General features: G+C 34.5%; 12 protein-coding genes. All 12 read left to right on the forward strand.

Features of this window, described 5'->3' with window-relative positions; genetic code table 11:
• The first annotated feature begins 179 nt into the window (after positions 1 to 179).
• The 12 genes from FGM02_RS00345 (at position 180) to FGM02_RS00400 (ending at position 25,882) form a co-directional block, all read left to right on the forward strand.
• The gene (locus FGM02_RS00345) at positions 180 to 2,195 is read left to right on the forward strand and encodes a galactose-binding domain-containing protein (protein WP_139955812.1); all 2,016 of its coding nucleotides are present in this window, start codon (positions 180 to 182) and stop codon (positions 2,193 to 2,195) included.
• Between the two features lie 154 nt (positions 2,196 to 2,349).
• A complete protein-coding gene (locus tag FGM02_RS00350) occupies positions 2,350 to 4,188 on the forward strand; it encodes a leucine-rich repeat domain-containing protein (RefSeq protein WP_166461102.1) in 1,839 nt (612 codons plus the stop codon).
• 280 nt (positions 4,189 to 4,468) lie between these two features.
• Positions 4,469 to 7,330 carry a leucine-rich repeat protein gene (locus FGM02_RS00355; RefSeq protein WP_139955821.1) on the forward strand — a complete coding sequence of 954 codons (2,862 nt, stop codon included), beginning with the start codon at positions 4,469 to 4,471 and terminating at the stop codon, positions 7,328 to 7,330.
• A 253-nt stretch (positions 7,331 to 7,583) separates the two neighbouring features.
• Positions 7,584 to 9,179: a sialate O-acetylesterase gene (locus FGM02_RS00360; protein WP_166461103.1), complete on the forward strand. Its 1,596-nt coding sequence runs from the start codon at positions 7,584 to 7,586 to the stop codon at positions 9,177 to 9,179.
• A 73-nt stretch (positions 9,180 to 9,252) separates the two neighbouring features.
• Positions 9,253 to 9,987: a DUF6250 domain-containing protein gene (locus FGM02_RS00365; protein WP_166461104.1), complete on the forward strand. Its 735-nt coding sequence runs from the start codon at positions 9,253 to 9,255 to the stop codon at positions 9,985 to 9,987.
• 39 nt (positions 9,988 to 10,026) lie between these two features.
• Positions 10,027 to 11,661, forward strand: coding sequence for a GH39 family glycosyl hydrolase (locus tag FGM02_RS00370; protein WP_139955827.1), 1,635 nt, complete (start codon positions 10,027 to 10,029; stop codon positions 11,659 to 11,661).
• 9 nt (positions 11,662 to 11,670) lie between these two features.
• On the forward strand, positions 11,671 to 14,079 hold the full coding sequence (locus FGM02_RS00375; protein WP_139955829.1) for a glycoside hydrolase family 3 N-terminal domain-containing protein: 2,409 nt from the start codon (positions 11,671 to 11,673) through the stop codon (positions 14,077 to 14,079).
• Positions 14,080 to 14,248: 169 nt separating this feature from the next.
• Positions 14,249 to 15,028: an L-fucose dehydrogenase gene (locus tag FGM02_RS00380; protein WP_139955831.1), complete on the forward strand. Its 780-nt coding sequence runs from the start codon at positions 14,249 to 14,251 to the stop codon at positions 15,026 to 15,028.
• A 188-nt stretch (positions 15,029 to 15,216) separates the two neighbouring features.
• Positions 15,217 to 19,341 carry a hybrid sensor histidine kinase/response regulator transcription factor gene (locus FGM02_RS00385; RefSeq protein ID WP_139955833.1) on the forward strand — a complete coding sequence of 1,375 codons (4,125 nt, stop codon included), beginning with the start codon at positions 15,217 to 15,219 and terminating at the stop codon, positions 19,339 to 19,341.
• Positions 19,342 to 19,810: 469 nt separating this feature from the next.
• Positions 19,811 to 21,271 (forward strand): right-handed parallel beta-helix repeat-containing protein, encoded by a 1,461-nt coding sequence (locus FGM02_RS00390; protein WP_139955835.1) that lies wholly within the window; start codon positions 19,811 to 19,813, stop codon positions 21,269 to 21,271.
• Positions 21,272 to 21,340: 69 nt separating this feature from the next.
• Positions 21,341 to 22,315: a type I phosphomannose isomerase catalytic subunit gene (locus tag FGM02_RS00395; protein WP_139955837.1), complete on the forward strand. Its 975-nt coding sequence runs from the start codon at positions 21,341 to 21,343 to the stop codon at positions 22,313 to 22,315.
• Positions 22,316 to 22,750: 435 nt separating this feature from the next.
• A complete protein-coding gene (locus FGM02_RS00400) occupies positions 22,751 to 25,882 on the forward strand; it encodes a SusC/RagA family TonB-linked outer membrane protein (protein WP_139955839.1) in 3,132 nt (1,043 codons plus the stop codon).
• Positions 25,883 to 25,932 lie beyond the last annotated feature (50 nt).

Below are 25,932 nucleotides of genomic sequence, written 5' to 3' on the forward strand. Positions count from 1 at the left end.
TTATAGGATAAGGGAAAAGGAAAAGTCGACAGACTTTTTCTTTTCCCTTTCTTTTGTTTAAAACAGTTTTTTAAACAGCTCTTAGGGCAAAATGGACGGTGGTTTAAATACTCAGATTGATAATTTATAGATAATCAATTAGGGGCTTGCTAATATTACTAAGTAAAAAAGTTTTATGTATGAAAAAAATAAATAAAGTGTTTTGTTTCAGTAACACTACAAATTATCTCATCGCATTTGTGTTTTTTTGGTTTCAAGTTTTTGGACAATCAATTACTGTTAATTCAACCAACTATAAACAGACTATTGACATGATTGGTGGTGATATGGAACGTAGTTCCATTGCTGTTCAAAAAGCGAAGAATAAAGAAGAGATTTTTCAATGGAGTTTCGGTGATATTAATTTCAACGTTTGTAGGGTTCAATATGATAAAAATCAAGAATTAACAGAAGGAGTTAAAAATTGGTCGTTTTATGAAAAACAAGTTGCGACCATGAAAGCAATAAAGACGATCAATCCTGCAATTAAATTTTTTGCTACCATGCGTTCCGATTATGATGGTTTTGGTGATGATAACAATATGCCAGATTGGATACATACCTATAGTACAAAAGCTACAAATGTTGAGAAATATGGAATATTCTTGGCGGATTACTGCGAGTATATGAGTCAGCAAGGTGTGCCAATTTCCATACTTTCAACAGCAAAAGAATGGATGTGGCATGTTCGGGCATCTGAAGCCGAAGAGATCATTCATACGTTAAACACAGAATTAACCAATAGAGGTGTTGAAATACCTCTAATTATTGATCAAGGATTTTGGAGTCTTTCGGCGGGTATTACCTATTTGAATAATGTGGCATCCTTGGAAACCAAAGATTTGTACAGTGCTTTTTGTAGTCATAACTATGGGAATGAAGCTCCTGAAAAATGGGTAGAAATTATTGAGAAGTCAACGGCATTAGGTAAATCCATGTATGATGATGAAACCAGTACCGGAAGTGGATCTCCAACCTATGGAGAAGAACGAGAAATGTACAAACAAATTGCTGAATATATTAAAAAAGCAGAAAGATATAAAGCAGGGCTAAACGGTGAAATTTTCTTTGAAATTTGGTCAAGAGGTATAGACAAAGAAACAAGAGCTATTTATTATCCTGCTAAAGGAACAGGAAAACGGTTGAGAGGCTATTATATGATGAAACAGTTTTCTAATAATATTCTAGATCATACTTATGTGACTTCTTCTATAAACGATATGTCTAATGTCTATACCATTTCTTTTAGAAAAGAGAATAAAATGGTGTTGTGGGTCATAAATAAAGGGGATACGGAATATACGATTCCTATAAAAGTAGATGAATCAACGATTACAAGTCAAGTTGAAACGCATTATTGGACCAACAATTCACCTATTGAAGGAACAAAGTCGTCGTATATAGCTTCAGGGAATACTTTCACTCCTACTGTAGCAGGAGAAAGTATGAATTGTTATGTTTTTGAAGTTACGCCAACAATTCCAAATTTAGCTTTGGCTTCAAGAGGAAGTGTGGCAACGCAATCATCTATAGCATATAACGGACCACCTGAACTTGCAATTGATGGGAATACAGATGGTAGTTTTGGGAATGGTTCCGTTACACATACAGCGCATACAGATAATCCAAAATGGTGGCAAGTAGATTTTCAAGGAGATTATAGTATTGAAAATATAATTATTTACAATAGAACTGGAAGTAATTATAGAGAACGATTAAATAATTTTACGGTAGATGTGATAGCTGCGAATGGGAATATAACATTTACACAAGTGTATGAGGACTATCCAAACCCATCAATGTCAATTTCTTTAGGTGGCGTCGTAGGAAGTCTCGTTAGAATTTCGAAGTCGTCTGATAACGGCTTGACCTTGGCCGAAGTCGAGGTTTATGGAGAGGATAAAATGCTGAATATTGAAGGCTTTGAAAAAAACAATGTGCAAATTTATCCGAATCCAATTAAAGATTTTTTTACAATAACCCATTGTAAAAATGCCGAAATAGAAATTTATAGTACACTTGGTAAATTACTTTATGCTAACAAAATTGAAAGAAATACCGAGCAAATTGAAATGAAAACATTCAAAAAAGGCGTGTATTATACCAAGGTCAATAATCGCGGAGTAATTTTAATTAAAAAAATAATAAAAGAATAGGACAACTTGTGCTTAGTTGAAATACTTAGGTGGATACAGGGTAAATAAGTGATAGTTTATTGCTTTTGAGCGATAAGTTATTAGCTTTTTCTGTATAGCCCTTTATTTTTGGATGAATATTCAACCAAAATTATTTAACCAAAACTTAATTATTATGATGAAAAAATTAGTACAAGTAGTATTCGCTCTTTTTACATTTGCGTACGCCAGTGCACAAGATTTTACAGTAGGAGACCTTGGGTACAACATTTTGAGTGGTACAGAAGTAGAAGTAGAGGGGTTTTCGGGAGCTTTAGTTACCGAAATAACAGTTCCTGCATCTGTTGAGAATGGAGGTACAAGCTATAATGTAATTGCTATTGGAACCGATGCTTTTAATACAAATGTAGGTAAGGGGGGAAGTGCCGCGAACCAAGGAATTGAAGTAGTAAATTTACCTACTTCTGTTTTAACAATTAAAGAAGACGGTTTTAGAGAGCAGAGTAGTTTGATTACTATAAATCTCGGAAATGTAGTGACAATTGCTAAAAATGCTTTTGCAAGTTGTAGTGCTGTTACTGATTTTGGTGACATGTCAAACGTAACTACTTTAGGAGATTACTGTTTTAACAACTGTAAAGGATTAACAACACTAGAACTTCCTGCCCTTGTAACCATAGGTACTGGGTCTATATACAATTCAACAGTTGGTGCTGGAGGAATTAGTAGTTTTAACATTCCTAGTACTGTAACAAGTATAGGAAGTCTTCTTTTAGGAAATCTTCAAAATTTGACAGCTGTTCAGGTAAATTGGACAGATCCTGCTAATGATGTTGCAGTGAATGGAACTCATTTTTTTAGAAATATTGATATCGCTACGGAAGGAACGGTAACTTTATATGTTCCGGTAACTTATAAAGATGAATACGAGGCAGCAGAAATTTGGGGGACGGCTGAAAGCCCTTTGTCTGCTAACCCTAATGGTCCTTTTCATGCAAATAACATTGTAGAAGGAACCTTGCCTACACAAATTGTAGGTGATACTTTTTCTGATGGAGATTATAATTATAAAATAACTTCTTTGGTGCCAGATGAAGCAGAAGTAACAGGAAGTTCAAACGGGGCATTGACATCAATTGTAATTCCTGCTACAGCAACCAATCCAGAAGATGCAGAGGTATATGCAGTTACAGGAGTTGGGCTACAGGCTTTTGAAGGGAATACAGACATTACATCTGTAACACTTGCTAGTTCTGTAACGGCATTGGACACGAAAGCCTTTAACCTTGCTTCTAGCCTAGAAACCATTAATTTGGAAAATGTTGTGGAAATAGGAATTAGTGCTTTGGCTAGTTGTACATCGTTAACAACTACTGGAACTTTAACAAATGCAACTACTTTAGGTAATTATGCTTTTTACAATTGTGGAGCTCTTACGTCTTTAAACGTTCCTGCTGCAACTAGTTTTGGTGATGGACTTATGAGACAAAGTGGAATTGAAAGCTTTAATATTCCAAGTACAGTGACTTCTATTGGAAATCAGTTGTTTAGAACTTGCAACGCTTTAACGGCAGTACAGGTAAATTGGGCTGACCCAGCAACAGGGGTTTTTAGTGATGAAACAAATACTTTTGGTGGATTAACTGCAGCAGATATTATGTTGTATGTACCTTCAGGAACAGAAGCTGCTTATGAGGCTGCTACGCCATGGAATACTATTCCTGCAGAAAATATAGTCGAAGGATCATTGCCAATATTGAGTGCAGTTGATGCTTCAGTAGAGTTAGGATTTACGATGTATCCTAATCCAGTAAAAGATGTTCTTTCCATAAATAGTGAAGCGTTAAATGGAGCTACGGTAAGTATTTATGATGTAACCGGAATTCTATTGTTAAGCAATCAGTTATCAGGAACTTCAACAGAAATAAATATTTCTAATTTAAATCCAGGGATCTATTTTCTGAAAGTTAAAATTGGAAATAGTGAATTTACAAAGAGAATTATAAAAGAATAAGTACTGAGAAATAGGACCAATAACCTTCCCTAGGGGTATCCAATTTATTCAGAAAACAGCATTGAGATTTTCTTAATGCTGTTTTTTTTGTTTTCGAATAACTTTTAATGAAGTTGGAACTCGGTAGTAAGAATGGTTCTTTTTTACTTATAAAGAAGTATGTCTATAACAGAATGAGCGATAATTTATAGAGGTGTTTTGTAACAAGGCATACATTTGATTCAGAAGCAGCTTATTCAGGTAGGTGTTAAAAAAAACTCAATAATTATATTATAAAAACATGAAGAAAAGAACCTTATATAAATCTGTTTTTACCAAAAAGACAGTCTTTGTTATGTATTGTTTATTGGCCTTACTAAATTCTGTTCACGCACAATTTGTACATCCAGGAATAACCAATAAATTAAGTGATTTAGATCGTGTAAAATACATGATAGAAGCGCAAATCGATCCTTGGTACTCTTCTTATCAAGAAATGCAGGCTGATGCCAAATCAAGTTATAATTATACGGTTAGAGGGAAACAAAGTTTTACCGTTTTAGGAAGAGATGATGGTACAAATTATAATGCTTGGAATGATGATATTAGAGCTGCCTATTACAATGCAATTCAATGGTATGTAACCGGAGATTCTAGGCATGCAGAAAAATCTATTGAGATTTTTAATGCATGGAATAATTTACAAGATGTTACTAGTGGCGGTACCCAAGCGTTAAGTGGTGGTATTGTTTATATTATGATTGAGGCTGCTGAAATTATTAAAAGTACGTATAATGGTTGGGCAGCAAATGATATTCAAGCTTTTAAAGATATGCTTGTTTATCCAGGTTATTCAACCACCGCTGAACCTAATGGAATTAGCAGATTGTCTGGCTCTTTTTATTGGCAGGCGTATCAAGGAGATGCCGTACGACATGGTAACCAAGGTTTGGCGGGTTTTAGAGCCGTTATGGCTATGGGAATTTTTTTAGATAATGAAATTATGTACGACAGAGCCTTACGTTATATACAAGGCTTGTCGCATCGATCTGATGATATTCCTTATCCTGCTGGGCCACCACAGGCTACTACCATTTCAAATGTTGGCGATTATGAGGATACTTATAATTATACGGTAGGAAATTCCATTGAAGATTTTGGTTACAATGAAGTAATGACCAATTATATTTATGAAAATGGACAATGTCAAGAAAGTTCAAGAGACCAACAGCATACGTTTTTTGGAATCGGAAATTTATGCGCAATGGCAGAAATGGCTTGGAATCAAGGAGATGATTTGTACAGTCATGCCAATGATAGGCTGTTACTAGGACTTGAATACACAACTAAATACAATGTTACCTATTTAAGATCTTATCCAGACCAAACAAGTCATTGGATACCTACAGTGGCTTCAGGAGAGTTTACGCAACGTTTTAATGCATCGCAACGTGTATATGCAAAATTTATCAGTCCAACACATGTGGGTGGTTATGTAGATGCTAGACCAATATTGGAAATGCCCTTGGCGCACTATTACGGTCGTGGATTTAAAACGGAAGAGGAAGTAAAATGGACTACTAGAGCTCGTGATGTAGCCATTGAAGAATCAGGTTATGAATCGGCCGGTCATCAAAATGGAGCGATAGGTTGGGGTGCTCTTACATCACGCAGGCCAGAAGGATGTTATGGAGAACCAATTAATGGGTTTGATTCAAATGGTTTGCCAGAATATGCAATGAATGTATTGCCAGGAAAGCTCGAGTTAGAAAATTTTGATTATTCACCTGTTTCAGGAGAAGGAAGAACCTATCACGAAACAACGACCTCAAATAACGGAGGCGATTATAGAACCAATGAAGCTGTGGATGTTGAGGTTTGTAATGAAGGAGGTTATGCTATTAGTTCAGTAGAAGATGGGGAATGGTTGACCTATACGGTCTATATTCCTGAAACAAAAAATTATACGATTTCTATGAGATATGCCTCAGCTAATGCTTTAGGAACGGTAAAGCTTTTGTTTGGGACGAGTGATAAAACAGGTTTCGTTTCTTTACCTTCAACAGGTGGGGAACAAAGTTGGAATGATGCAACTTTATCCAATGAAGTGTCATTGACCAAAGGAGTACAGAGTTTAAAAGTTTTAGTGGGTACAGGTGGATTTCAAATGAATTATCTCTCCATACTTGATGCCGATGCACAAGTTGTGGGAGCTATTTTTATGGAGGATGCTATTGAGTATACGGTTACGAGTATAGCGCCTAATGAAGTTGCGGTTACTGGAAGTACTTTGAATGTTTTAAATATCCCTGGAGAGGTAAGTTATTCTGGTACCAATGCTACCTATACGGTAACGGCCGTTGGAACCGAGGCTTTTAGAGATAATGAAACGATAAAAGCAGTAACACTGCCTTCTTCTGTAGTGACCTTGGGACAGCATGCTTTTGCTGATTGTATCGCATTAGAGTCGATCAATCTTGAAAATGTAGTAACTTTTGTAGGGAATGAGTTTGGAAATACAGCGCTGACAACGATTGATCTTTCAAGTGCTGTCAATATGGGAGGGTATTCGTTTTATTCGATAGCTACTTTAACAAGTGTTATTCTTCCAAAAGTGGAAACTATGGGGAATGGAGTATTTAGAGCTACACCCATTACAGAATTGAATTTACCAAGGTCTCTAAATTCTATAGGAAATCAGCTTTTTAGACAATGTACTAGTTTAAGAAAATTTCAACTAAACTGGACCGACCCTGCCAATGAGGTAACCATTGTAGAAGCAAACACATTTGGTGGGATTGATACGAGCCTGCTAAAATTATATGTACCCATAGGAACAAAATCTATCTATGAAGTAACTTCTCCTTGGTCGCAAATACCGGCAAGTAATATTATTGAAGGAACCTTAGGTGTCAATAACTATAAAGCGGCTATCGGTTGGAGACTATCGCCAAATCCTACCCATGGAGCCGTGACTGTGCAAAGTGAAAATTATGCAAATGCACAGCTAACAATTTACGACATAAGTGGTAAAATTTTACGCATGGAAAAAATTGATCAATCGGAAGTAATTATTGATATTTCTGATTTTGCTTCTGGAATTTATATTTTTAGAATTGCTTCTCAAAATAGTAGTTTTTCAAAAAAAATAATCAAAGACTAATGTGATCATTCAAGCACATTGACGATGGAAAAAAATCCGATTCTTGTGAGTCGGATTTTTTATTTGTTGTTTTTTCGACCTTACTTAATTTAAACAAGCTTTGTTCTGTTGGATGGTTTAACAGCTGTACATTCTCAACTGTTCTAGCGGGTTGCAGTATTTTGAGCCATAATTTATGTTATATGGGTATATAGTTATAGTTATGCAGTTTAGTTTTTTTGAACTTGCATTGAAAATTTATAATCTCAAAATCATGCCTTTTAATTACAAATTAATTCTCGTATTTCTTCTTTCATTGCCACAAGCATTGTTGGCTAATGTAAAATTAAATCCGCTTTTTTCAGATCATATGGTACTCCAGCGAGAGCGTAATGTGCCTATTTGGGGATGGGCAGATCCGGATGAGAAAATTAAAATTGTAGGAAGTTGGGGAAAAAGTGCAAGCGCTATCGCAGGGGCAGATGGGACATGGAAAACAACACTTAAAACACCAAAAGCTGGTGGCCCTTTCCAAATAACCATCACAGGTAAAAATAAAATTGTTTTAAACGATGTTTTGTCAGGAGAAGTTTGGTTGTGCACCGGACAGTCCAACATGGATTTTGCTTTGAATAAATTTGTTCGAGATGCTAGAGAGCCCGTTTATCAACCTTTGGTAGAACATATTAGAAATGAAATTGCGACTGCAAATGACGATCAAATTCGTCATATAGAAGTTTTACAAAATACTTCTTTGTATAAAAAACAAACAGATTTTAAAGGGCAGTGGATCAGTGCAAATACAAAACAGGTGGGCGAAATAACTGCTACCGGATACTTTTTTGCCAAAGAACTGCGTAAGCAATTAAACGTACCAATTGGTTTGGTAGAATGTTCTTGGGGAGGTACAAGAATACAACCTTGGATTTCTGAAGAAGCCTATTTACAGGATGATAATTTAAGAGACTACTTTAATACCAATAGAAAAGAAGTAAAAGCAACCTTAGAAAAAGTAGATGCGGAAAACTATGTTGATAAAGCCTATGAGGCAAAGCTCGAAGCTTGGAATAAAAAAGGTAAAAAAGGGCGTAAGCCAAAAGCTGCTGTGCATCCTAAAATGGACAGACAGGCACCTGCAACCTTGTATAATGGGATGTTAAACGCCATCATTCCTTATGCAATAAAAGGAGCCATTTGGTACCAAGGGGAAAGCAATGCGGTTTATATGCCAAATGAATATGAAATGTTTTTTACAAGTATGATCAATAGTTGGAGAGCAGATTGGAAGCAAGGTGATTTTTCTTTTTACTGGACACAATTGGCCGCTTGTAAAAGAGGAAACGATGAAGCTGATAAAGGATGGGCAACCGTAAATGATCAATTAAGAAGAACGCTAAAGCTGCCAAATACAGGGATGGCTGTTTTGTATGATATTGGTGAAGCAAAGGACATACATCCTCATAATAAAATGGATGCAGGAAAACGTTTGGCCTTATGGGCTTTGAAAAAAGATTACAAGTCAAAAATTACTGCCATAAGCGGACCTCTATATAAATCTCAAAAAATAAAAGGTTCTAAAATACAAGTCAAGTTTTCTGAAGTAGGAAGTGGTTTGTTGGTGGCAAAAAAACATCTTTTAGCTCCTGCAATTGCTGTAAATGAACCTTTACAATGGTTTGAGATTAAGGATGCTGATGGGAATTGGCATAAGGCCGAAGCTAAAATAATAACGAAGAATAAAATTGAGGTTTGGAATTTAGCAGTAGCAAATCCAACTCATGTTCGTTATGCTTGGTCAGGAACCCCAACAGGTGCAAATCTGTACAATAAAGAAGGGTTGCCTGCTGCCGTTTTTTCAACAGAAAAATAATAAACAATTAGATCACTAAATAAACTAAAGTATTCTTACAATGCATATTTTCTCAATTTTTTTAAAGGTGCCTATGAAATATAAACTAGCTGTAGTTATAAGCTGCATGAGTTTTTTCTCCTGTTCAAAAAAGGTGTCTTCGGTGGTTATAAATGATACATTAACAGCCAAAGCAACTTTGCTATATCAAGATGACTTTTCTAATGGTTTGGAAGATTGGAAGATAGAACAAATGGAGGGGGGAAAGGCTGAAATTAAAGATGAAAAATTAGAAATAACCGATGTGTCTGGTTGTACCATTTGGCAAAAACAAGAATTTAATGGGCCTATTATGATTACCTATGATGCTTTTGTTATTAATGAGGGTGGGGCACAAGATAGAGTCTCTGATTTGAATTGTTTTTGGATGGCGAAAGATCCGAAGAGTATGGCAGATATTTTTAAAAATTCGGAAGTTAGAGGGGGAAAATTTTCTAACTACGATTCTTTACGCCTTTATTATATGGGTGTAGGTGGTCATGACAATACAAAAACTCGTTTTAGACGCTATATGGGCGACGGAAATAGACCTTTGCTTCCTGAATATGATTTTTCAGAATCTAAAATGTTGTTGACCCCAAATAAAATATACAAGATTAAAATTATCGCTTTTGATGGAGTTGTTCAGTATTACAGAAATAATAATCTATTGGTTGATTTTGTAGATGAAAGCCCTTATACCTCAGGTCATTTTGGTTTTAGAACGGTTAACAATCATATGACGATTGATAATTTTAAAGTGTACGCTTTGAGTCGTGCAACTAAATAAAATGAAAATTCGTTTCATTCAAATAATTCATTAAAACGTATGTCAAATAGAGTTCAAAAAGTAGTATTTGGTTTTTTGTTTAGCTTTTCTATGCTTGTAAATGCACAAAATGTGCGTGTTAATGTGGCAAAACAGGGCAAGCAGTTTGATCATTTTTGGAGTAAAATGGTGGGTGCTGGTCGTGCCAATGAAGGTTTACGAGCAGGCTGGTTAGAGCAATTAGAGCAGGTTCAAGAAAATTGTGGTTTTGAATATGTCCGTTTTCACGGACTTTTTCATGACGATATGTTTCCGATACTTATTCAAAAAGGAAAAACGGTATACAACTGGCAATATATTGATGATTTGTTTGACCGCATGTTGGATTTGAAAGTGAAGCCTTTTGTAGAATTGGCTTTTTTACCAACCAGTATGGCGGCTGAAGATTCTAAAACTGTTTTTTGGTGGAAAGCAAATATTACACCTGCAGAGGATTCTTTTGAAAAGTGGCACGATTTGGTAAAAGCCTTTACGCAACATTGTGTAGACAGATACGGAATGGAGGAAGTGCTGACTTGGTATTTTGAAGTTTGGAATGAACCGAACCTATATCCGTTATTTTGGGACGGTACCAAATCGCAGTATTTTGAATTGTACAAGCAATCTGCTTTAGCTGTAAAATCAATTGATAAACGTTTGAAAGTCGGAGGTCCGTCTACAAGTAATTTTGTTCCAGACACCCGTTTTGATGGAGAAACTACAGATGAGAAAGCTTCTGATGCGGTTTTTAATACAAAAGACATCAATTCTTTGAAATGGCATGGAGTGTGGATCGAAGATTTTTTAAGCTATTGTGAAAAAGAGAAACTTCCTGTCGATTTTGTAACAACACATCCATATCCAACAGATTATGCGTTTAACCCAGAAACAGGAAAAGGAAAGGGCTTAACAAGGTTTGTTCAATCTACTAAGTTAGATTTGGAATGGTTGAATAAAACCATTAAAAAAAGTGCTTTTCCAAATGTAGAAATTCATTTAACAGAATGGAATACAAGTCCAAGTAGTAGAGATGCCATGCACGACCGTTTACCTGCGGCAGCCTATATTGTAAAAACCAATTTAGACTGTATTGGCTTAACCAATTCATTGGCTTTTTGGACGTTTACCGATATTTTTGAAGAAAAAGGTGGCGCTGCAAGTATTTTTCATGGAGGTTTTGGAATGATCAATTTTCAAGGTTTGGTAAAACCATCCTATCATGCTTATCGCATGTTGCACCAACTAGGAGATGTACAACTTTATAAAGACGATTATTTATTTGTTAGTAAAAATTCAAAAAACGGAAAAGTAACGGCATTGGCCTATAATTATCCTGTAGAATATGAAAAATCTGTTCCCGCAGGAAGTGATAAAAGAGAAATAGGTACTTCCAAAGAATTAAATTTTTCTTTGACAGGTTTAAAACCAGGAAGCTTATTTACGTTGGAGATTATGGACAAAGACCATGGTAATATTCATAACTTTTGGGAAGATATGGGGAAACCTGAACCACCAACTAGAGAAGAAATTAAAATAATGAAAGCCTATGCCAATTCTATGAAAACGGAGTATGTAAAGGTCAATGAGCAAGGTGTTTTGGCAATTCACCATCAAATTACGCCTTGGAGTTTGGTTTTGATCAAACAAGTCAATTAAAAAATACTTATGAAAAAAATAAATATTTCATTAATAGTCTTTGTTTCGTTTTTGTTTATCGGAATGAAACCTGAGATAAAAACAATTTATTATAAGGGGTGGATCGATTTCAATAAGAATGGAGTTAAAGATGTTTTTGAAGACCCTACAGCAGGGCTTGATGCAAGAGTTGCGAATTTAATTTCTTTAATGAATGTGAACGAAAAAACCTGCCAGCTGACGACGTTGTATGGTTTTTCTCGTGTTTTAGAAGATAAATTTCCAACTCCGAATTGGAAAAACAGGGTTTGGAAAGATGGGATTGCCAATATTGATGAACATTTAAATACAATTTGGAATCAGGAAAAAACCCATACAAAATATGCTTTTCCATACAGCACACATGCCGAAGCAATTAATACGGTTCAAAAATGGTTTGTAGAAGAAACTAGATTGGGAATTCCAGTAGACTTTACCAATGAAGGGGTCCATGGTTTGTGTCATGAAAAAGCAACACCCTTGCCAGCTCCTATTGGAATAGGGAGCACCTGGAACAAAGCTTTGGTGCGTAAAGCAGGTGAAATAGTTGGACGAGAAGCAAAGGCATTGGGATACACCAATGTATATGCACCAATTTTAGATGTGGCCAGAGATCAACGTTGGGGACGTGTTTTGGAATGTTATGGAGAAGAACCTTTTCATATCGCTGAAATGGGCAAACAAATGACTTTAGGAATTCAATCGCAAGGAGTTGCTTCTACCTTAAAGCATTTTGCGGTATACAGTGTGCCAAAAGGAGCGCGAGATGGTGATGCACGAACAGATCCGCATGTAGCGCCAAGAGAACTATTTCAATTGCACTTGTATCCTTTTAAAAGAGTGATAGCGGAGGCAAAACCTATGGGAGTTATGAGTAGTTACAACGATTATGACGGAGTGCCAATTACGGCAAGTCATTATTTTTTGACAGAATTATTGCGAGAACAATATGGCTTTGATGGTTATGTAGTTTCCGATAGTGAAGCTGTTGAATATGTTTCAGAAAAACACCATGTGGCAGAAAATTATAAAGAAGCTGTTCGCCAAGTAGTTGAAGCGGGTTTAAATGTGAGAACCACTTTTAGAACTCCAGAGTCTTTTATAGAACCTTTACGAGAATTGATACAAGAAGGAAAGATTTCTATGAAAACCATTGATGCAAGAGTAGCAGATGTTTTGCGTGTGAAATTCAGATTGGGATTGTTTGATAGCCCCTATGTTGAAAATCCGAAGGAAGCAGATAAATTAGTGCATACAGCCGAAGATGAAGCCTTTTCAAAGCAAATAAACAGAGAATCTTTGGTTTTGTTGAAGAATGAGAATAATGCATTGCCATTGGATGTTAATAATTTGAAAAATATTTTGGTGACAGGCCCCTTGGCAGATGAGGTGAGTTTTACCTATAGTAGGTATGGCCCTGCATTCAATCCATCCGTTTCCGTATATCAGGGCATTAAAAAATATGCAGGAAACAAAGCGGCAGTAAGTTTTGAAAAAGGTTGTGATATTGTAGATCCTAACTGGCCTGGAAGTGAAATTATTCCAACACCTTTATCGGAAAAAGAGCAAGCAAGTATTGATGCTGCTGTTGAAAAAGCAAAACAATCGGATGTGATTATTGCGGTGGTAGGTGAAGATGAAAAACGAGTAGGAGAAACAAAATCAAGAACAAGCTTAGGATTACCAGGAAGGCAATTTCAATTAGTACAAGCACTTTATGCTACAGGTAAACCGGTTATTTTGGTTTTAATTAACGGACAGCCATTAACCATTAATTGGGAAAATAAATTTTTACCTGCAATTTTGGAAGCTTGGTTTCCTAGCACGGCTGCAGGAGATGTAATTGCCGAAACTTTATTTGGAGCCTACAATCCTGGGGGAAAATTATCGGTAACATTTCCAAAAGCAGTCGGGCAAATTCCTTTAAATTTTCCTTTTAAACCAGGGTCACAAGCAGGACAGCCTGGAGCAGGACCAAATGGTTACGGAAATACACGTGTTTTAGGTCCTTTGTATCCTTTTGGTTATGGCTTAAGTTATACCAATTTTGAGTATAGCGATTTGCTTGTGCATCAAAAAACAAAACATACACAAAGTGTCATTGAAGTTTCTTGTAAAATTAAAAACACAGGAAAAGTAGCAGGAGACGAGGTTGTTCAACTGTATATAAAAGATTATGTAAGTAGTGTAACAACGTATGAATCACAGCTTCGTGGTTTTGAACGAATTCATTTGTTGCCTAATGAAACAAAAATAGTTAATTTCGCAATTCTGCCAAATAATTTGGCACTATTGGATAAGAACATGAATTGGACCGTTGAACCTGGTTTGTTTAATGTTCAGATAGGGAGTTCTTCTGTTGATATCCGATTGAATAAAGATTTTGAGTTAAAGGAATAAAACAATTTAGTTGTTTTTGAAATTGCGCTCTGATTTTTAGTTTTTATTAAAAAAGAAAACTAAAAATCAAAAAAAACAGTACTGATAAAAAAATATTGATTTGAAAAAGAAAGATACATTAGATGCAGGACGAAAATCAAAATAATAGATAAATATAGAATTTTAGGGGATGAATTTAGAATTACAAGATAAGGTTATCATAATTACAGGTGGCTCAAAAGGAGTGGGCTTAGGTATTGTAGAGTCGTTGTTAGAAGAAGGAGCGATTCCTGTAATTATTACTCGTAACAAAGAAAGTGTTGAAGAGGTATTAAAGGAGCATGAAAATAAAGGGAATGAAGTTTTTTCTGCCATTGCAGAATTGACAGATCCGAAGCAATGTGAAGATGCAATTAAAGCAGTTGTTGAAAAATATGGACGTATTGACGGACTCGTAAACAACGCAGGAGTAAACGATAGTGTTGGTTTAGAGCATGGAAATTATGAAAGGTTCATGAATTCTTTAAAACGAAATGTAGTACATTATTATTTGATGGCACATTATGCATTACCCGAGCTAAAAAAGAGCAAAGGTTCCATCGTGAATATAAGTTCTAAGACTGCAGAAACCGGACAAGGAGGTACTTCTGGCTATGCCGCAGCAAATGGTGGACGTAATGCTTTAACTAGAGAGTGGGCTTTAGAGCTTTTGCCTTATGGAATTAGAGTAAATGCCTTGGTAGTGGCGGAATGTTATACACCTTTGTATGAAAAATGGATCAATACTTTTTCGAATAAAGAAGAAAAACTAGCAGAGATTACTAAAAATATTCCTTTAGGAAACAGAATGACTACTGCAGAAGAAATAGGAGATACGGTAACCTTTTTATTATCAAACAAATCGAGCCATACTACAGGCCAATTGATACATGTAGATGGAGGTTATACGCATTTGGATAGAGCCCTGTAAAATTCGGCTATAAAAGTTTTAACTTTACAATGTGCTTTTTTAGAATTGTTTTCTAAAGCGGGCACTTTGTAAAGTTAACTTCTTGATTAATTTAAATACTTTCTTTAGTTTTATAATTTATGTTCAAAATATTTTTAAGTATGAATTTCAGGTTTTGTATGGTTGTTTGTTATTTTATTTCGCAAACAATGATAGGGCAATTTAACAACTTGAAATTTGAAAACTTAGATGTTTTTGACGGACTTTCGAGCAGTACTTGTAATGAAATTTTTCAGGACAAAGAAGGTTATTTATGGTTTGGTACTATTGATGGGTTGAATAAATACAATGGCTATGAATTTGAAATTTTTAGATCTATTCAAAAAGATTCGACCTCTATTAGTAACAATAGAATTAACAAAATTGCAGAAGATAATGCAGGAAATTTATGGATAGGAACCAATAATGGTTTGAATCTTTTAAACAAAAGAACCAATAAGTTTGTTCGAGTAAACCTATACCGAAATTTTTCTTTATCGAAAAGTTCAAAGAAAATCATAAATGATTTATTGTACGACGAAATCAATAATATTTTATGGGTGGCTACCAATAACGGAGTCATAAAAATTATTTTAAATGACGATAATTTAAATACGTCAAATTACGAGTTTTCTTATTATTTAAATGACCAGTCCAATCCTAGATCCTTAGATCATAATGGCGTAAATGTAATTTTAAAGGATGAGAATGGTAGTATTTGGATTGGAACCAACGGTGAGTATTTAAATAAATACAATGCCAATAAAGATAATTTTGATCGAATACTTATAGATAAAATTGAGCCTTATGAGTTGAATCATATTCCTAAAAAGGTATTTATTGATATAGAAGGCGATTTTTGGATTGGTAATGATTTGTCGAATTTAATTCTTTGGAATAAAAAACAAAACAAATTTAGTCATATTTCTATCGTCGATAAGAACATTCCAATTCTAGATTTTTATCAAGATAGCAATGGCTTATTTTGGGTGTCTACAGATGTTCAAGGAATTTATGTTTTTAGCAGAACTAACGGAGAAGTGAAATTGTTAAAGCATATTGTTAATGATTTTTCAGATCCTTTTTCTCTTCCCAATAACAAAGCATCAAAAATATTTCAAGATAAGAAAGGGGTTTATTGGATAGGGAGTTATGACAAAGGGGTGAGTAAATTTGACCCAACAAATTATCCTTTTGGCTATTATTATTACAGACCATTTGATAAGAATAGTTTAAGCGAAAAAACAATACAATCGGTTTTAGAGGATTCCAAAGGTAGAATTTGGCTAAGTGCCTACAATGGAGGTTTGAATCTGTTTGATGAAAAAAACAAAACATTTAAACATTTTGGAAACGGCAAAAAGGAGTCAAATAGTTTAAGTTCCTACAAAATCTTATACACTTTTGAAAGTCATGATGGTGCTATTTGGATTTGTACCCTAGATGGCGGTTTAAATAAATTTGATCCCAAAACCAATACTTTTATAAAATTCAATCACAACACAAAAGATTCTTTATCTATAGGACAAAATTCTGTTTGGGCGGGTGTTGAAGATTCAAAAAATAGGATTTGGCTTGCCTTAAGAACAGAAGGGATAAGTTTATACAATCCAAAAAATGAAAAATTTAAAAACTATAAAAGAAGCTTCGGTTCTAAAAATAGTTTGCTTAGCGATCGAGTGATTAGTCTTTTTATAGATTCAAAAGACCGCTTGTTTGTAGGAACATCCTTGGGGTTAAACATGGTTGATTTAAAGAAATTGAACGGTTTTATTCCTGAAGAAATTTCCTTTGAAAAATTAAAGTCGCCTACCTTAGATGGCGTTGGAATCAATTATATTACTGAAGATCATTTAGGGAATATTTGGTTAGGTTCCGATAATGGAATTTACAAATTAGACAAAAATTTAAAAATACAAGCCTACTATTCTTCTCAAAATGGATTGCCTAACAATCTTGTTGTTGGTTTAAAAGAAGACAACAACCATAATTTATGGATCACCACAAAAGGTGGTTTGTCCTTATTAAATCCATTTACGCATCAGTTTAAAAATTTTAATGTTCATGACGGTTTACAAGGACCAGAATTTCAAAGCAAGTCCATTGAAAAAACAAAAGATGGGCGCATTATTATAGGGGGTATCAATGGCTTCAATATTTTCAATCCCGATGAAATTATTACACCGGTTTCAGTTGCATTGCGGCCTCAAATCACACATTTAAAACTAAATAATAAAGCCGTTGTAGCAGGAGAAACCATTAACGGACGTATTCTTATTAATAAAAATATTTCTGAAACCAAAGACTTGGTTTTAAAGCACAATGAAAACTATTTAACGTTTGAGTTTTTGGCCTTGTTTTTAGAAAATCCAGAACGGGTGCAATATGCATATCGTTTAAAAGGTTTGGACAATGATTTTATCAATGTAGGTGCAAATAGAGTGGTCAATCATTCAAATTTAGAACCGGGTAATTATGTGTTTGAAGTAAAAGCTTCTATTGACGAATTGTGGGAAGAAAGTGAAATTGCTTTTGTAACAATTAAAATATTACCTCCGCTTTGGAAAACTTGGTGGGCTTACTTGCTTTACGTTGTAGCTGCTGCTTTGTTGGTTTGGTTTTTTATGAGACTGTATAGCAAAAGTTTTCAAAAAACACAGGAACATAAATTGGATTTAATGAAAATTCAATTTTTCATCAATGTGTCTCATGAGTTTAGAACACCTTTAACCTTGATATTGAATCCTTTAGATAAAATACTAACGGGCTTACACAGTACCGAGTTGGTGAAAGCCTCTGCCTTATCGGCACAAAGAAGCGCTATGCGTTTGTTGCATTTGGTAAATCAATTGTTAGATTATAGAAAAATGGATGCTGGAATGGCGCCTTTGCAATTGGAAAAAGGAGATATTGTTACTTTTGGAAAGGATATTTTTTTACTATTTAAAGGATTGGCTGCTAAAAAAGAAATTGAATACAAATTTGTTTGTACTTCAAAAAAGATCACAGCACTTTTCGATTTTGATAAGATTGAAAAAATTATCACCAATTTAATTTCTAATGCCATAAAATTTACAGACAATGGAGGTGAAATTACCATTACTATTCGAGAAGTACTTGTAGATATCCGAAATTCCAATTTCTTGAAAATACAGCAAGGGAAAATGGGAGATCATGTTGAAATTGTGATTGAAGACAATGGTGTTGGTTTGAACAAAGAACAATTGGAAAATATTTTTTCTCGTTTTTACAATTTAGATCTTTCAAAATCGGGAACAGGTATTGGACTTAATTTTACAAAAGCCTTGGTAGAAATGCACAAGGGAGAAATTTCTGTAAGAAGTAAAAATAAAAAAGGAACCAGTTTTGTTGTGAAATTACCTTTAGATTTGACAGGTGAAGCAAAAGAGGTAGGTAAGGTTAAAAATCAATTTTTAATCAACTCAGTGAAATCTGTAGAATATGACATGTTGATTTCTAATGATGATTTACCTGAAGAAGAAACTAAATCAAGTGATATTGATTCAAAATCTTTGACACTTTTAATTGTTGAAGACAATAGAGAATTGAGAAATCATTTAAAGGATGATTTAAGTGATTTCTACAAAGTAAAAGTAGCCGTCAACGGAAAAGAAGGCTTGAAAATGGCTTCAAAATATTATCCCGATTTAATTATTAGCGATGTAATGATGCCTGAAATGGATGGGTTTGAAATGTGTAGCGCTATTAAAAGTGAATTTGATACCTCTCATATTCCTATTATTTTATTAACAGCTAGAAGCCGAGAAGAAGATTTGATTACAGGTTACGAGCATGGGGCTGATGCCTATTTGCCAAAACCTTTTAAAATGAGTATTCTCAAAGCCAGAATTAAAAACTTACTAGAGGCCAAGGCCAGAGTCAAAGAAAAATTCTCTAAACTTGGCGCTGTTTTACCTACAGAAAAATTAACGTCCAGCTCATTGGATGATGCTTTTATTGAGAAAACAACAAAAGTAATATTAGATAATATTAGTGATCCAGATTTTAAACTAGAAAATATTCTAGAAGCTGTTGGAATTGGACGCTCTCAGTTTTATCGAAAAATACAATCCATTACAGGGCAAAATCCAAGTAATTTTATCAGGTCTACTCGTTTGCGATATGCTTCAGAGTTGTTGTTAAACAATGCACATTCCATAAAAGAAGTTACCCATATGACTGGGTTTAATTCTACGGCTTATTTTAGTAAAACCTTTCGAGAATTGTTTAACGTGAGTCCTTCAGAATATATTGAACAAAATAAAAAAGACTAAAGTTTTTAATCATAAAGACACTAGCGTTTTTAAGTACGTTGCCATTTGCAATACATCTACCCCCATTTTGATTTTCATCAAGGGTGAATCAATTAATTTGATTTCTACCTACGGATTGGGTTCGTTGGTTTGGAATAAATAACAAGATAAAATTCAACAATATTTTGTTTATAATCCATGCTGTCTTCTGTCGTTACCGAATACCAAAACAACAAATAGTATATAAAAATAGGGGCGTAGTTTATTGTATAACTAGGTTTTGCCAATGAATGGGTTGATAATTTATAGCGTTTGAACCATAATTTGTTTATAAAATTTCTTTGAAGAGATATTTTTACAAGAGTAAATCAACGGTAGAAATTTGAGAGGGAATAAATAAAATTCTTCGATCAGGTTTTTACTGAAAAATGTTTTAAAAAGAAATAACCTTAAGCGAATAACCAAAAACGAAAAACTAATTGTAAACATTATGAAACGAACAACCACTATTTTAAAAAATATTTTTTTGCTTTTCTCAAGTGTAATTTTATGGAATTGCGGAAGTAATTTCGACAATGTCGACTCCGAACCAAAAATTATCTTTCAAGAAGAAGAAGTTCGAACAGATGGGAAAATTCTTGTTAGTTCCATAAAGGACCTGAACAGGGTATTGCGTAAAAGTGATATTGATGTGATCATGGCTCCTGGAACTTATAAAATAGGACCGGCAGATGTTGCATCTAATTTAATCATCAAACCTACCTTATTTGAGATCTTAGGAGAAAATTGTACATACGATTTTACGGGAGTAACCTTTGAATTTGATACCAATATATTTACATCTTTTGGTTCAGTAGCAGTTCAAGAATTTCGCGTAGTAGGTAAAAATAATGTGGTTAAAAATTTGACAATCGCTGATATTGGAGACACACCTCCTTCTAAAACTGCTTTGGCTGTTTTATTGGATGGCGTAGATAACCGTATTGAAGGTTTTCATATTTCAGCTAGAGGTTCTTCACCTTATGGTTATGGAGATGTTTTTGGAAAAGGGGCACCAACGGTGCTTTCTCATAAAAAACATGCTTCTGTATTGATTAGAGGAGAGCGTAATCATTTAAAAAACTGTACCATCGTACAAAAAACATACGGACATGGTATTTTTGTACAAGGAGGAATAGACACGCTTATTGAAGGATGTGATTTGTATGGAGATGAAACTCGCACTTCAGACGATATTTTAGCTGAAGAAGGAACAGATTCTAGAGCAGATGGTGTAGATTTTATGACGGTATGGGGCTACAGACTAACACCAGGATGGATGTTTAGTAAACATGAAGATGGAATCCGTGCCTACAGTACAGGACCTCACTATATTACGGGAGAAACAATTCATACAACAAATATGATTGTTAGAGATTGTACAATTAGAAATTTTAGATCTGGAGTTACTATCGGTTTTTGTAATGACACAAAGATTGTTGAAAATTGTGTAGCAACAGGTACTGAAGGGGCTTTTTGGGTTGGTACTTTGGGTGAAGTAATAAATTGTAAAGGAGATGCTGCTTATGGTTCTTTGTACGGAACAGCGTATCAGCATGATAGAGATTCTAAAATTGACGTAACCCTAATTGATGCAGGTAATGAAAAATATGGAACACATCCAATCATGTATTTAGGAGGAAGTGGGCATGATGTAACTTTAAAAACTGAAGAAGCAACTCCAAGTCAAAATGCAGAGCTAATGATTTCTGGAGAAAATAGATCGATTCGTTTTGAACAAGGAAGAGAGGATACCTATTATAAGCAGTCGTCCAATAATATAACATTAACCAACCACACAAGTTACCCTGTTGTTTTAGGAGCAGCCTCTGAAAATAGTATTGTTGAAACTTGTGGGGCTACTACTGATAATGGGACAGCAAATTCAATTACTACGGTAAGTTGTAATTAAAGTAAATTCGATAACAGTAAATCAAGTAGTAGATAGACATTATTTGCTGAATTAGAAGAAAATAAGAACATGAAATTAAAGGATCCAATAAAATTTATTCCCATACTTAAAGAACGAATTTGGGGAGGAGAAAAGTTAATAACCACCTTTAAAAAAACGTCAGATAAGAAAAATATTGGCGAAAGCTGGGAGATTTCAGATGTAGAAGGAGATGTCTCAGTAGTTGCTAATGGCCCTTTGCAAGGACAAACTTTAAAAGAGTTGCTAAACAGCTATAAAGGCGATTTGGTGGGGAATAAAGTGTACGAGCAATTTGGAAATGACTTTCCTATTTTAATTAAATTTATTGATGCGAAAACGCCACTTTCAATTCAGGTACATCCTAATAATGAGTTGGCGAAAGCACGTCATAATTCATTTGGTAAAAATGAAATGTGGTATATCATGGATGCAGAACCTGATGCTGAGTTAATTGTTGGATTCAATAGAAATGTCAGTCAAAAGGAATATGTGGAAAGTTTAGAGAATGGAAGCGTTTTGGAGCTGCTAAATTCTGAAAAAATAAAAACAGGCGATACTTTTTATATTCCTACAGGAAGGGTACACGCCATTGGTTCTGGAATTGTGTTAGCAGAAATCCAACAAACATCTGATGTTACCTATAGAATTTATGATTACGAGCGTATTGAAGAAGCAACAGGAAAACAGCGTGAACTGCATACTGAATTGGCTTTAGAGGCCATAGATTATGATGTACATAAAAATTATAAAACAACTTATGAATTAAAAGAGAATCAGTTTACAGAATTAGTGCATTCGCCTTATTTTAAAACAGATATATTGAATTTAGAGGGGCGTTTAAGCAAAGATTACAGTCAATTAGACTCCTTTGTTATTTATATGTGTGTGGCTGGTAGTTTTGAGCTAGACTGCAATGGAGAAAAATTGCAAGTTGATAGCGGAGAAACTGTTTTGTTACCTGCAAGTATTACAAAAGTGAATTTACAATCTTCTGAAGCTACCCTGTTAGAAGTATATTTATAAAATTAGTTTGATAGTAGTTTGGCATTAGTCATAAGTTGGTTTCGGCTTGGGCTAATGCTTTTTTTGTTAAAAAAAACTGCTTTTATAGAGGTTTTCGAGGTCTTATTTAAACGATATTTTGTTCGAAAAGGAACTTATAAGGTAAAATATCTTTCTTTTTCACTACAGTTAAAAAAGTTTTTTTCGCCTCCTTAGAACTCTTAAAAAGCTTGTAGTCTATGGATTGTCTAGTCTATTTGTTGTGAGTTTGTTAAAAAAGTGTTGTAGTATTTTGAACATATGTTTTAGTGGTCGAAAATGACTGAAATTTAATTTTCTTAGTCTTTTTTCGGCTTTTTTGTTTGTGAAAAATTGTTCTAGTTATGGAAACATCTGTTGCCTCATAGATGTTAAATAAAACCAAAATTTGTAACATATTAACTTAAAACAAAAAATATGAAATTCAAATTACTTGCTAATTGGAAGCTCAAAGCTTTTGCAATAACCAGCATTATGTTGTTGAGTTTTGCGCCAATTCAAGCGCAATCAATTACCGTAAAAGGTAATGTGACAGGTGATGGAGAACCTTTACCAGGGGTTTCCATACTTGTAAAAGGTACAGCCAATGGTGTCATATCAGATTTTGACGGGATGTATGAAATCAAGGCGAAGAAAGGCGATGTCCTTTTATTTACCTATTTAGGTTTTATCGCTAAGGAAATTAAAGTAGGTGACAAAGCAATCATCAATGCTACTTTAGTATCGGACGTTGCTGCTTTAGATGAGGTCGTAGTTATTGGTTACGGTACTCAGAAAAAGAAAGAAGTAACAGGAGCCGTTTCTAGTGTGAAAGCTGAGGAGTTAGAAAAAATGGCAACTTCCGATTTAGGAACTGCTTTACAAGGCCAAATTGCTGGGGTAAATGTTACACAAAGTTCCGGTGCTCCAGGTTCGGAGTCTAATGTAATTATTCGTGGGTTGAGTTCTGTGAATGCAAGTAGCGCTCCTTTATATGTGGTTGATGGTATTCCTCAAGAAAGTGATCCTAAGTTAGGAATTCAAGAAATTGAAACCATTGATGTATTGAAAGATGCTGCATCTGCTGCGATTTATGGTACACGTGGTGCCGGTGGGGTAATTTTAATTACAACCAAAAAAGGAAAAGTTGGTACCATGAGTGTCAAATTGAACAGCTATTATGGTGTACAAGATGTGACTTCATTAACACCTAGATTAGATTTCGAAGAAGATTTGTATGTACAATTCCTTTCTTCAGCAACTTTAAATGGAACGTATTTTGGAGAAACTTGGACACCTATTGAATATGGAATTACACAGTTGACCAATAATACCAATTTAGAAAGTTTGGTAGTTCAAAATCAAGCTGAAATTCAAAACCATAGTATCAGTGTTTCAGGTGGTAAAGAAGGGTTGACGTATAGTGTTGTTGGAAGTTTTTTTAATCAAGATGGAGTTATTTTAAATTCTGGATATGAACGTTTCAATTTAAGAGCCAACACACAGTTTACCAAAGGGAAATTAAAAGTAAATACGGGTATCGGACTTCGAGTAGAGAAGAAACAATTTGCTCCTTGGGATATGTTGCTACGCGTAAATAGATACCACCCTTACCAACAGGCAATTGATCCTAATGCTTCTGAAGCACAATCTTCTGGTGGAGGAAATACAGTGGAAGCACAAAACTTGAGTAATACTTTAATTTCATTCAAACAAACAGATGAAAATAAAGGAGAGCATTTTAATGCGAATGTAAACGCTGAGTATAGTTTTACGAAAAATTTAAAATTCACTTCACGTGCGGGTGTTTCTTATACAAATGATACAAGAGTAAGAATCAATCCATTGTTTATCAGTCGTGATTCGGAAGGGGAAGTTATTCCTCCTCAAACCAGATCGGGTATTTATAATTATAGTGGAAGAAGAGAAAATTATTCTTGGGAAAATATGCTAAACTATAACAAGAAATTTGGAGCTCATAGCGTAAAAGTATTTGCGGGGTATTCTTTTGAAAGATTTCAATTTTCTTCTTTCAATGCTACAAAATTAGATTTAGTAAGTAATGATGTATTGGTGCTTAATGGAGCGTTAAACGATCCAACGGCAGGATCTGGAACAAACTGGGGACAAGATTATGACGCTGCCATTAATGGTATTATTGGTCGTGTACAATACAATTATAGAGGGAAGTATTTGGCGAGTGTAAGTGTTCGTAGAGATGGTTCTTCACAATTTTCAAAAGGAAAAAAATGGGCAACTTTCCCTTCTATTTCTTTAGGATGGAATGTGTCTGATGAATATTTTTGGGAACCTGTAAAAGATGTTGTGAATGCTTTCAAAATAAGAGTAAGTGAAGGTACAACAGGAAATCAAGGAGTTTTACATTATTCAAACCAACCGTCAATTGTTTTAAATCAAGATTATATATACGGAGCAGAAGGTGCTGATGTTTTAGGACAAGGTGCTATTCAAACAGGATATAAAAATCCAGATTTACAATGGGAAACTACTGTTTCTACAAACTTCGGATATGACATCGGTTTCTTTAGAAATAAATTGACACTTTCTAGTGATATTTATAATACAAGAAAGAAAGATATGTTGATGCCTTTGTTGTTGGCCCCTACCACTGGTGCAGGAACCAATTCTTCAGTAATGTTGAATATTGGAGATATGACCAATAAAGGAATTGAGTATGCTTTAAAATACAAACATACAGGTAGAAACAAATTGTCTTGGAATTTAGGGCTTACTTATGCTGAGAATGATAATGTGATTACCAACCTTGGGGGAACTACTGAAATTGTTTATTTGGATAGTAAATTGGTAACATCTTCTCCAGGAGAAGATAATGTGACCGTTTTAAAAGAAGGCTATGAAGCTGGTGCATTCTTTTTGCACGAAACAAATGGTTTGATTAAAACCGAAGAAGAATTGATTGAGTATAAAAAATTAGTGCCTTCTGCTAATTTAGGTGATTTAAGATATGTAGATCAGTTAACGGAAGATACCAATAATGACGGAATTGCCGATGCAGGAAATGGTTCTATTGGAAATGAAGATAGAAAATACTCTGGAAGTGGAGTGCCAGATTTTGAATTGGGATTGAATTTTTCAGCCTACTATAAAAATTTCGATTTTTCTATGAATTGGTATGGTGCCTTTGGAGGAGAAATTATGAATGGAAGTAAAGCAGTAGCTTACAAATATGGAACCCATAAAGATTTGGCTTACCAATGGACTCCTGCGAATCCAACATCTGATATTCCAACAAATAGAGGTCGTGATCATGAAAACTATAGAGGGTTTACAGATTTTTGGCAAGAAGATGGAGATTTTGTTCGATTGAGAAATCTTTCTATCGGTTACAAATTACCAAGAAACTTGATTGAAAAAATGAACATCTCTAAATTAAGGTTCTATATCGCAGCTCAAAATTTATTGACATTGACAAAATATGAAGGTTATGATCCAGAAGTAGGAAATAATGGATTAAGCACAAGAGGAATTGATAGAGGTAATTACCCTATTAGTAGACAGTTTAGAGCAGGTGTACAATTCGAATTTTAAATAGATTGAACATGAAAAAAATAGATATAAGCTCACAAAAAATAAATTTA

The sequence above is a fragment of the Flavicella sediminum genome (assembly GCF_006381105.1).
GTDB lineage: Bacteria > Bacteroidota > Bacteroidia > Flavobacteriales > Flavobacteriaceae > Flavicella > Flavicella sediminum.

Excerpts from the sequence above, each read along its gene's own strand:
- FGM02_RS00345 (WP_139955812.1), top strand. The coding sequence starts at position 180 with ATGAAAAAAATAAATAAAGTGTTTTGTTTCAGTAACACTACAAATTAT.
- FGM02_RS00350 (WP_166461102.1), top strand. The coding sequence starts at position 2,350 with ATGATGAAAAAATTAGTACAAGTAGTATTCGCTCTTTTTACATTTGCG.
- FGM02_RS00355 (WP_139955821.1), top strand. The coding sequence starts at position 4,469 with ATGAAGAAAAGAACCTTATATAAATCTGTTTTTACCAAAAAGACAGTC.
- FGM02_RS00360 (WP_166461103.1), top strand. The coding sequence starts at position 7,584 with ATGCCTTTTAATTACAAATTAATTCTCGTATTTCTTCTTTCATTGCCA.
- FGM02_RS00365 (WP_166461104.1), top strand. The coding sequence starts at position 9,253 with ATGAAATATAAACTAGCTGTAGTTATAAGCTGCATGAGTTTTTTCTCC.
- FGM02_RS00370 (WP_139955827.1), top strand. The coding sequence starts at position 10,027 with ATGTCAAATAGAGTTCAAAAAGTAGTATTTGGTTTTTTGTTTAGCTTT.
- FGM02_RS00375 (WP_139955829.1), top strand. The coding sequence starts at position 11,671 with ATGAAAAAAATAAATATTTCATTAATAGTCTTTGTTTCGTTTTTGTTT.
- FGM02_RS00380 (WP_139955831.1), top strand. The coding sequence starts at position 14,249 with ATGAATTTAGAATTACAAGATAAGGTTATCATAATTACAGGTGGCTCA.
- FGM02_RS00385 (WP_139955833.1), top strand. The coding sequence starts at position 15,217 with ATGATAGGGCAATTTAACAACTTGAAATTTGAAAACTTAGATGTTTTT.
- FGM02_RS00390 (WP_139955835.1), top strand. The coding sequence starts at position 19,811 with ATGAAACGAACAACCACTATTTTAAAAAATATTTTTTTGCTTTTCTCA.
- FGM02_RS00395 (WP_139955837.1), top strand. The coding sequence starts at position 21,341 with ATGAAATTAAAGGATCCAATAAAATTTATTCCCATACTTAAAGAACGA.
- FGM02_RS00400 (WP_139955839.1), top strand. The coding sequence starts at position 22,751 with ATGAAATTCAAATTACTTGCTAATTGGAAGCTCAAAGCTTTTGCAATA.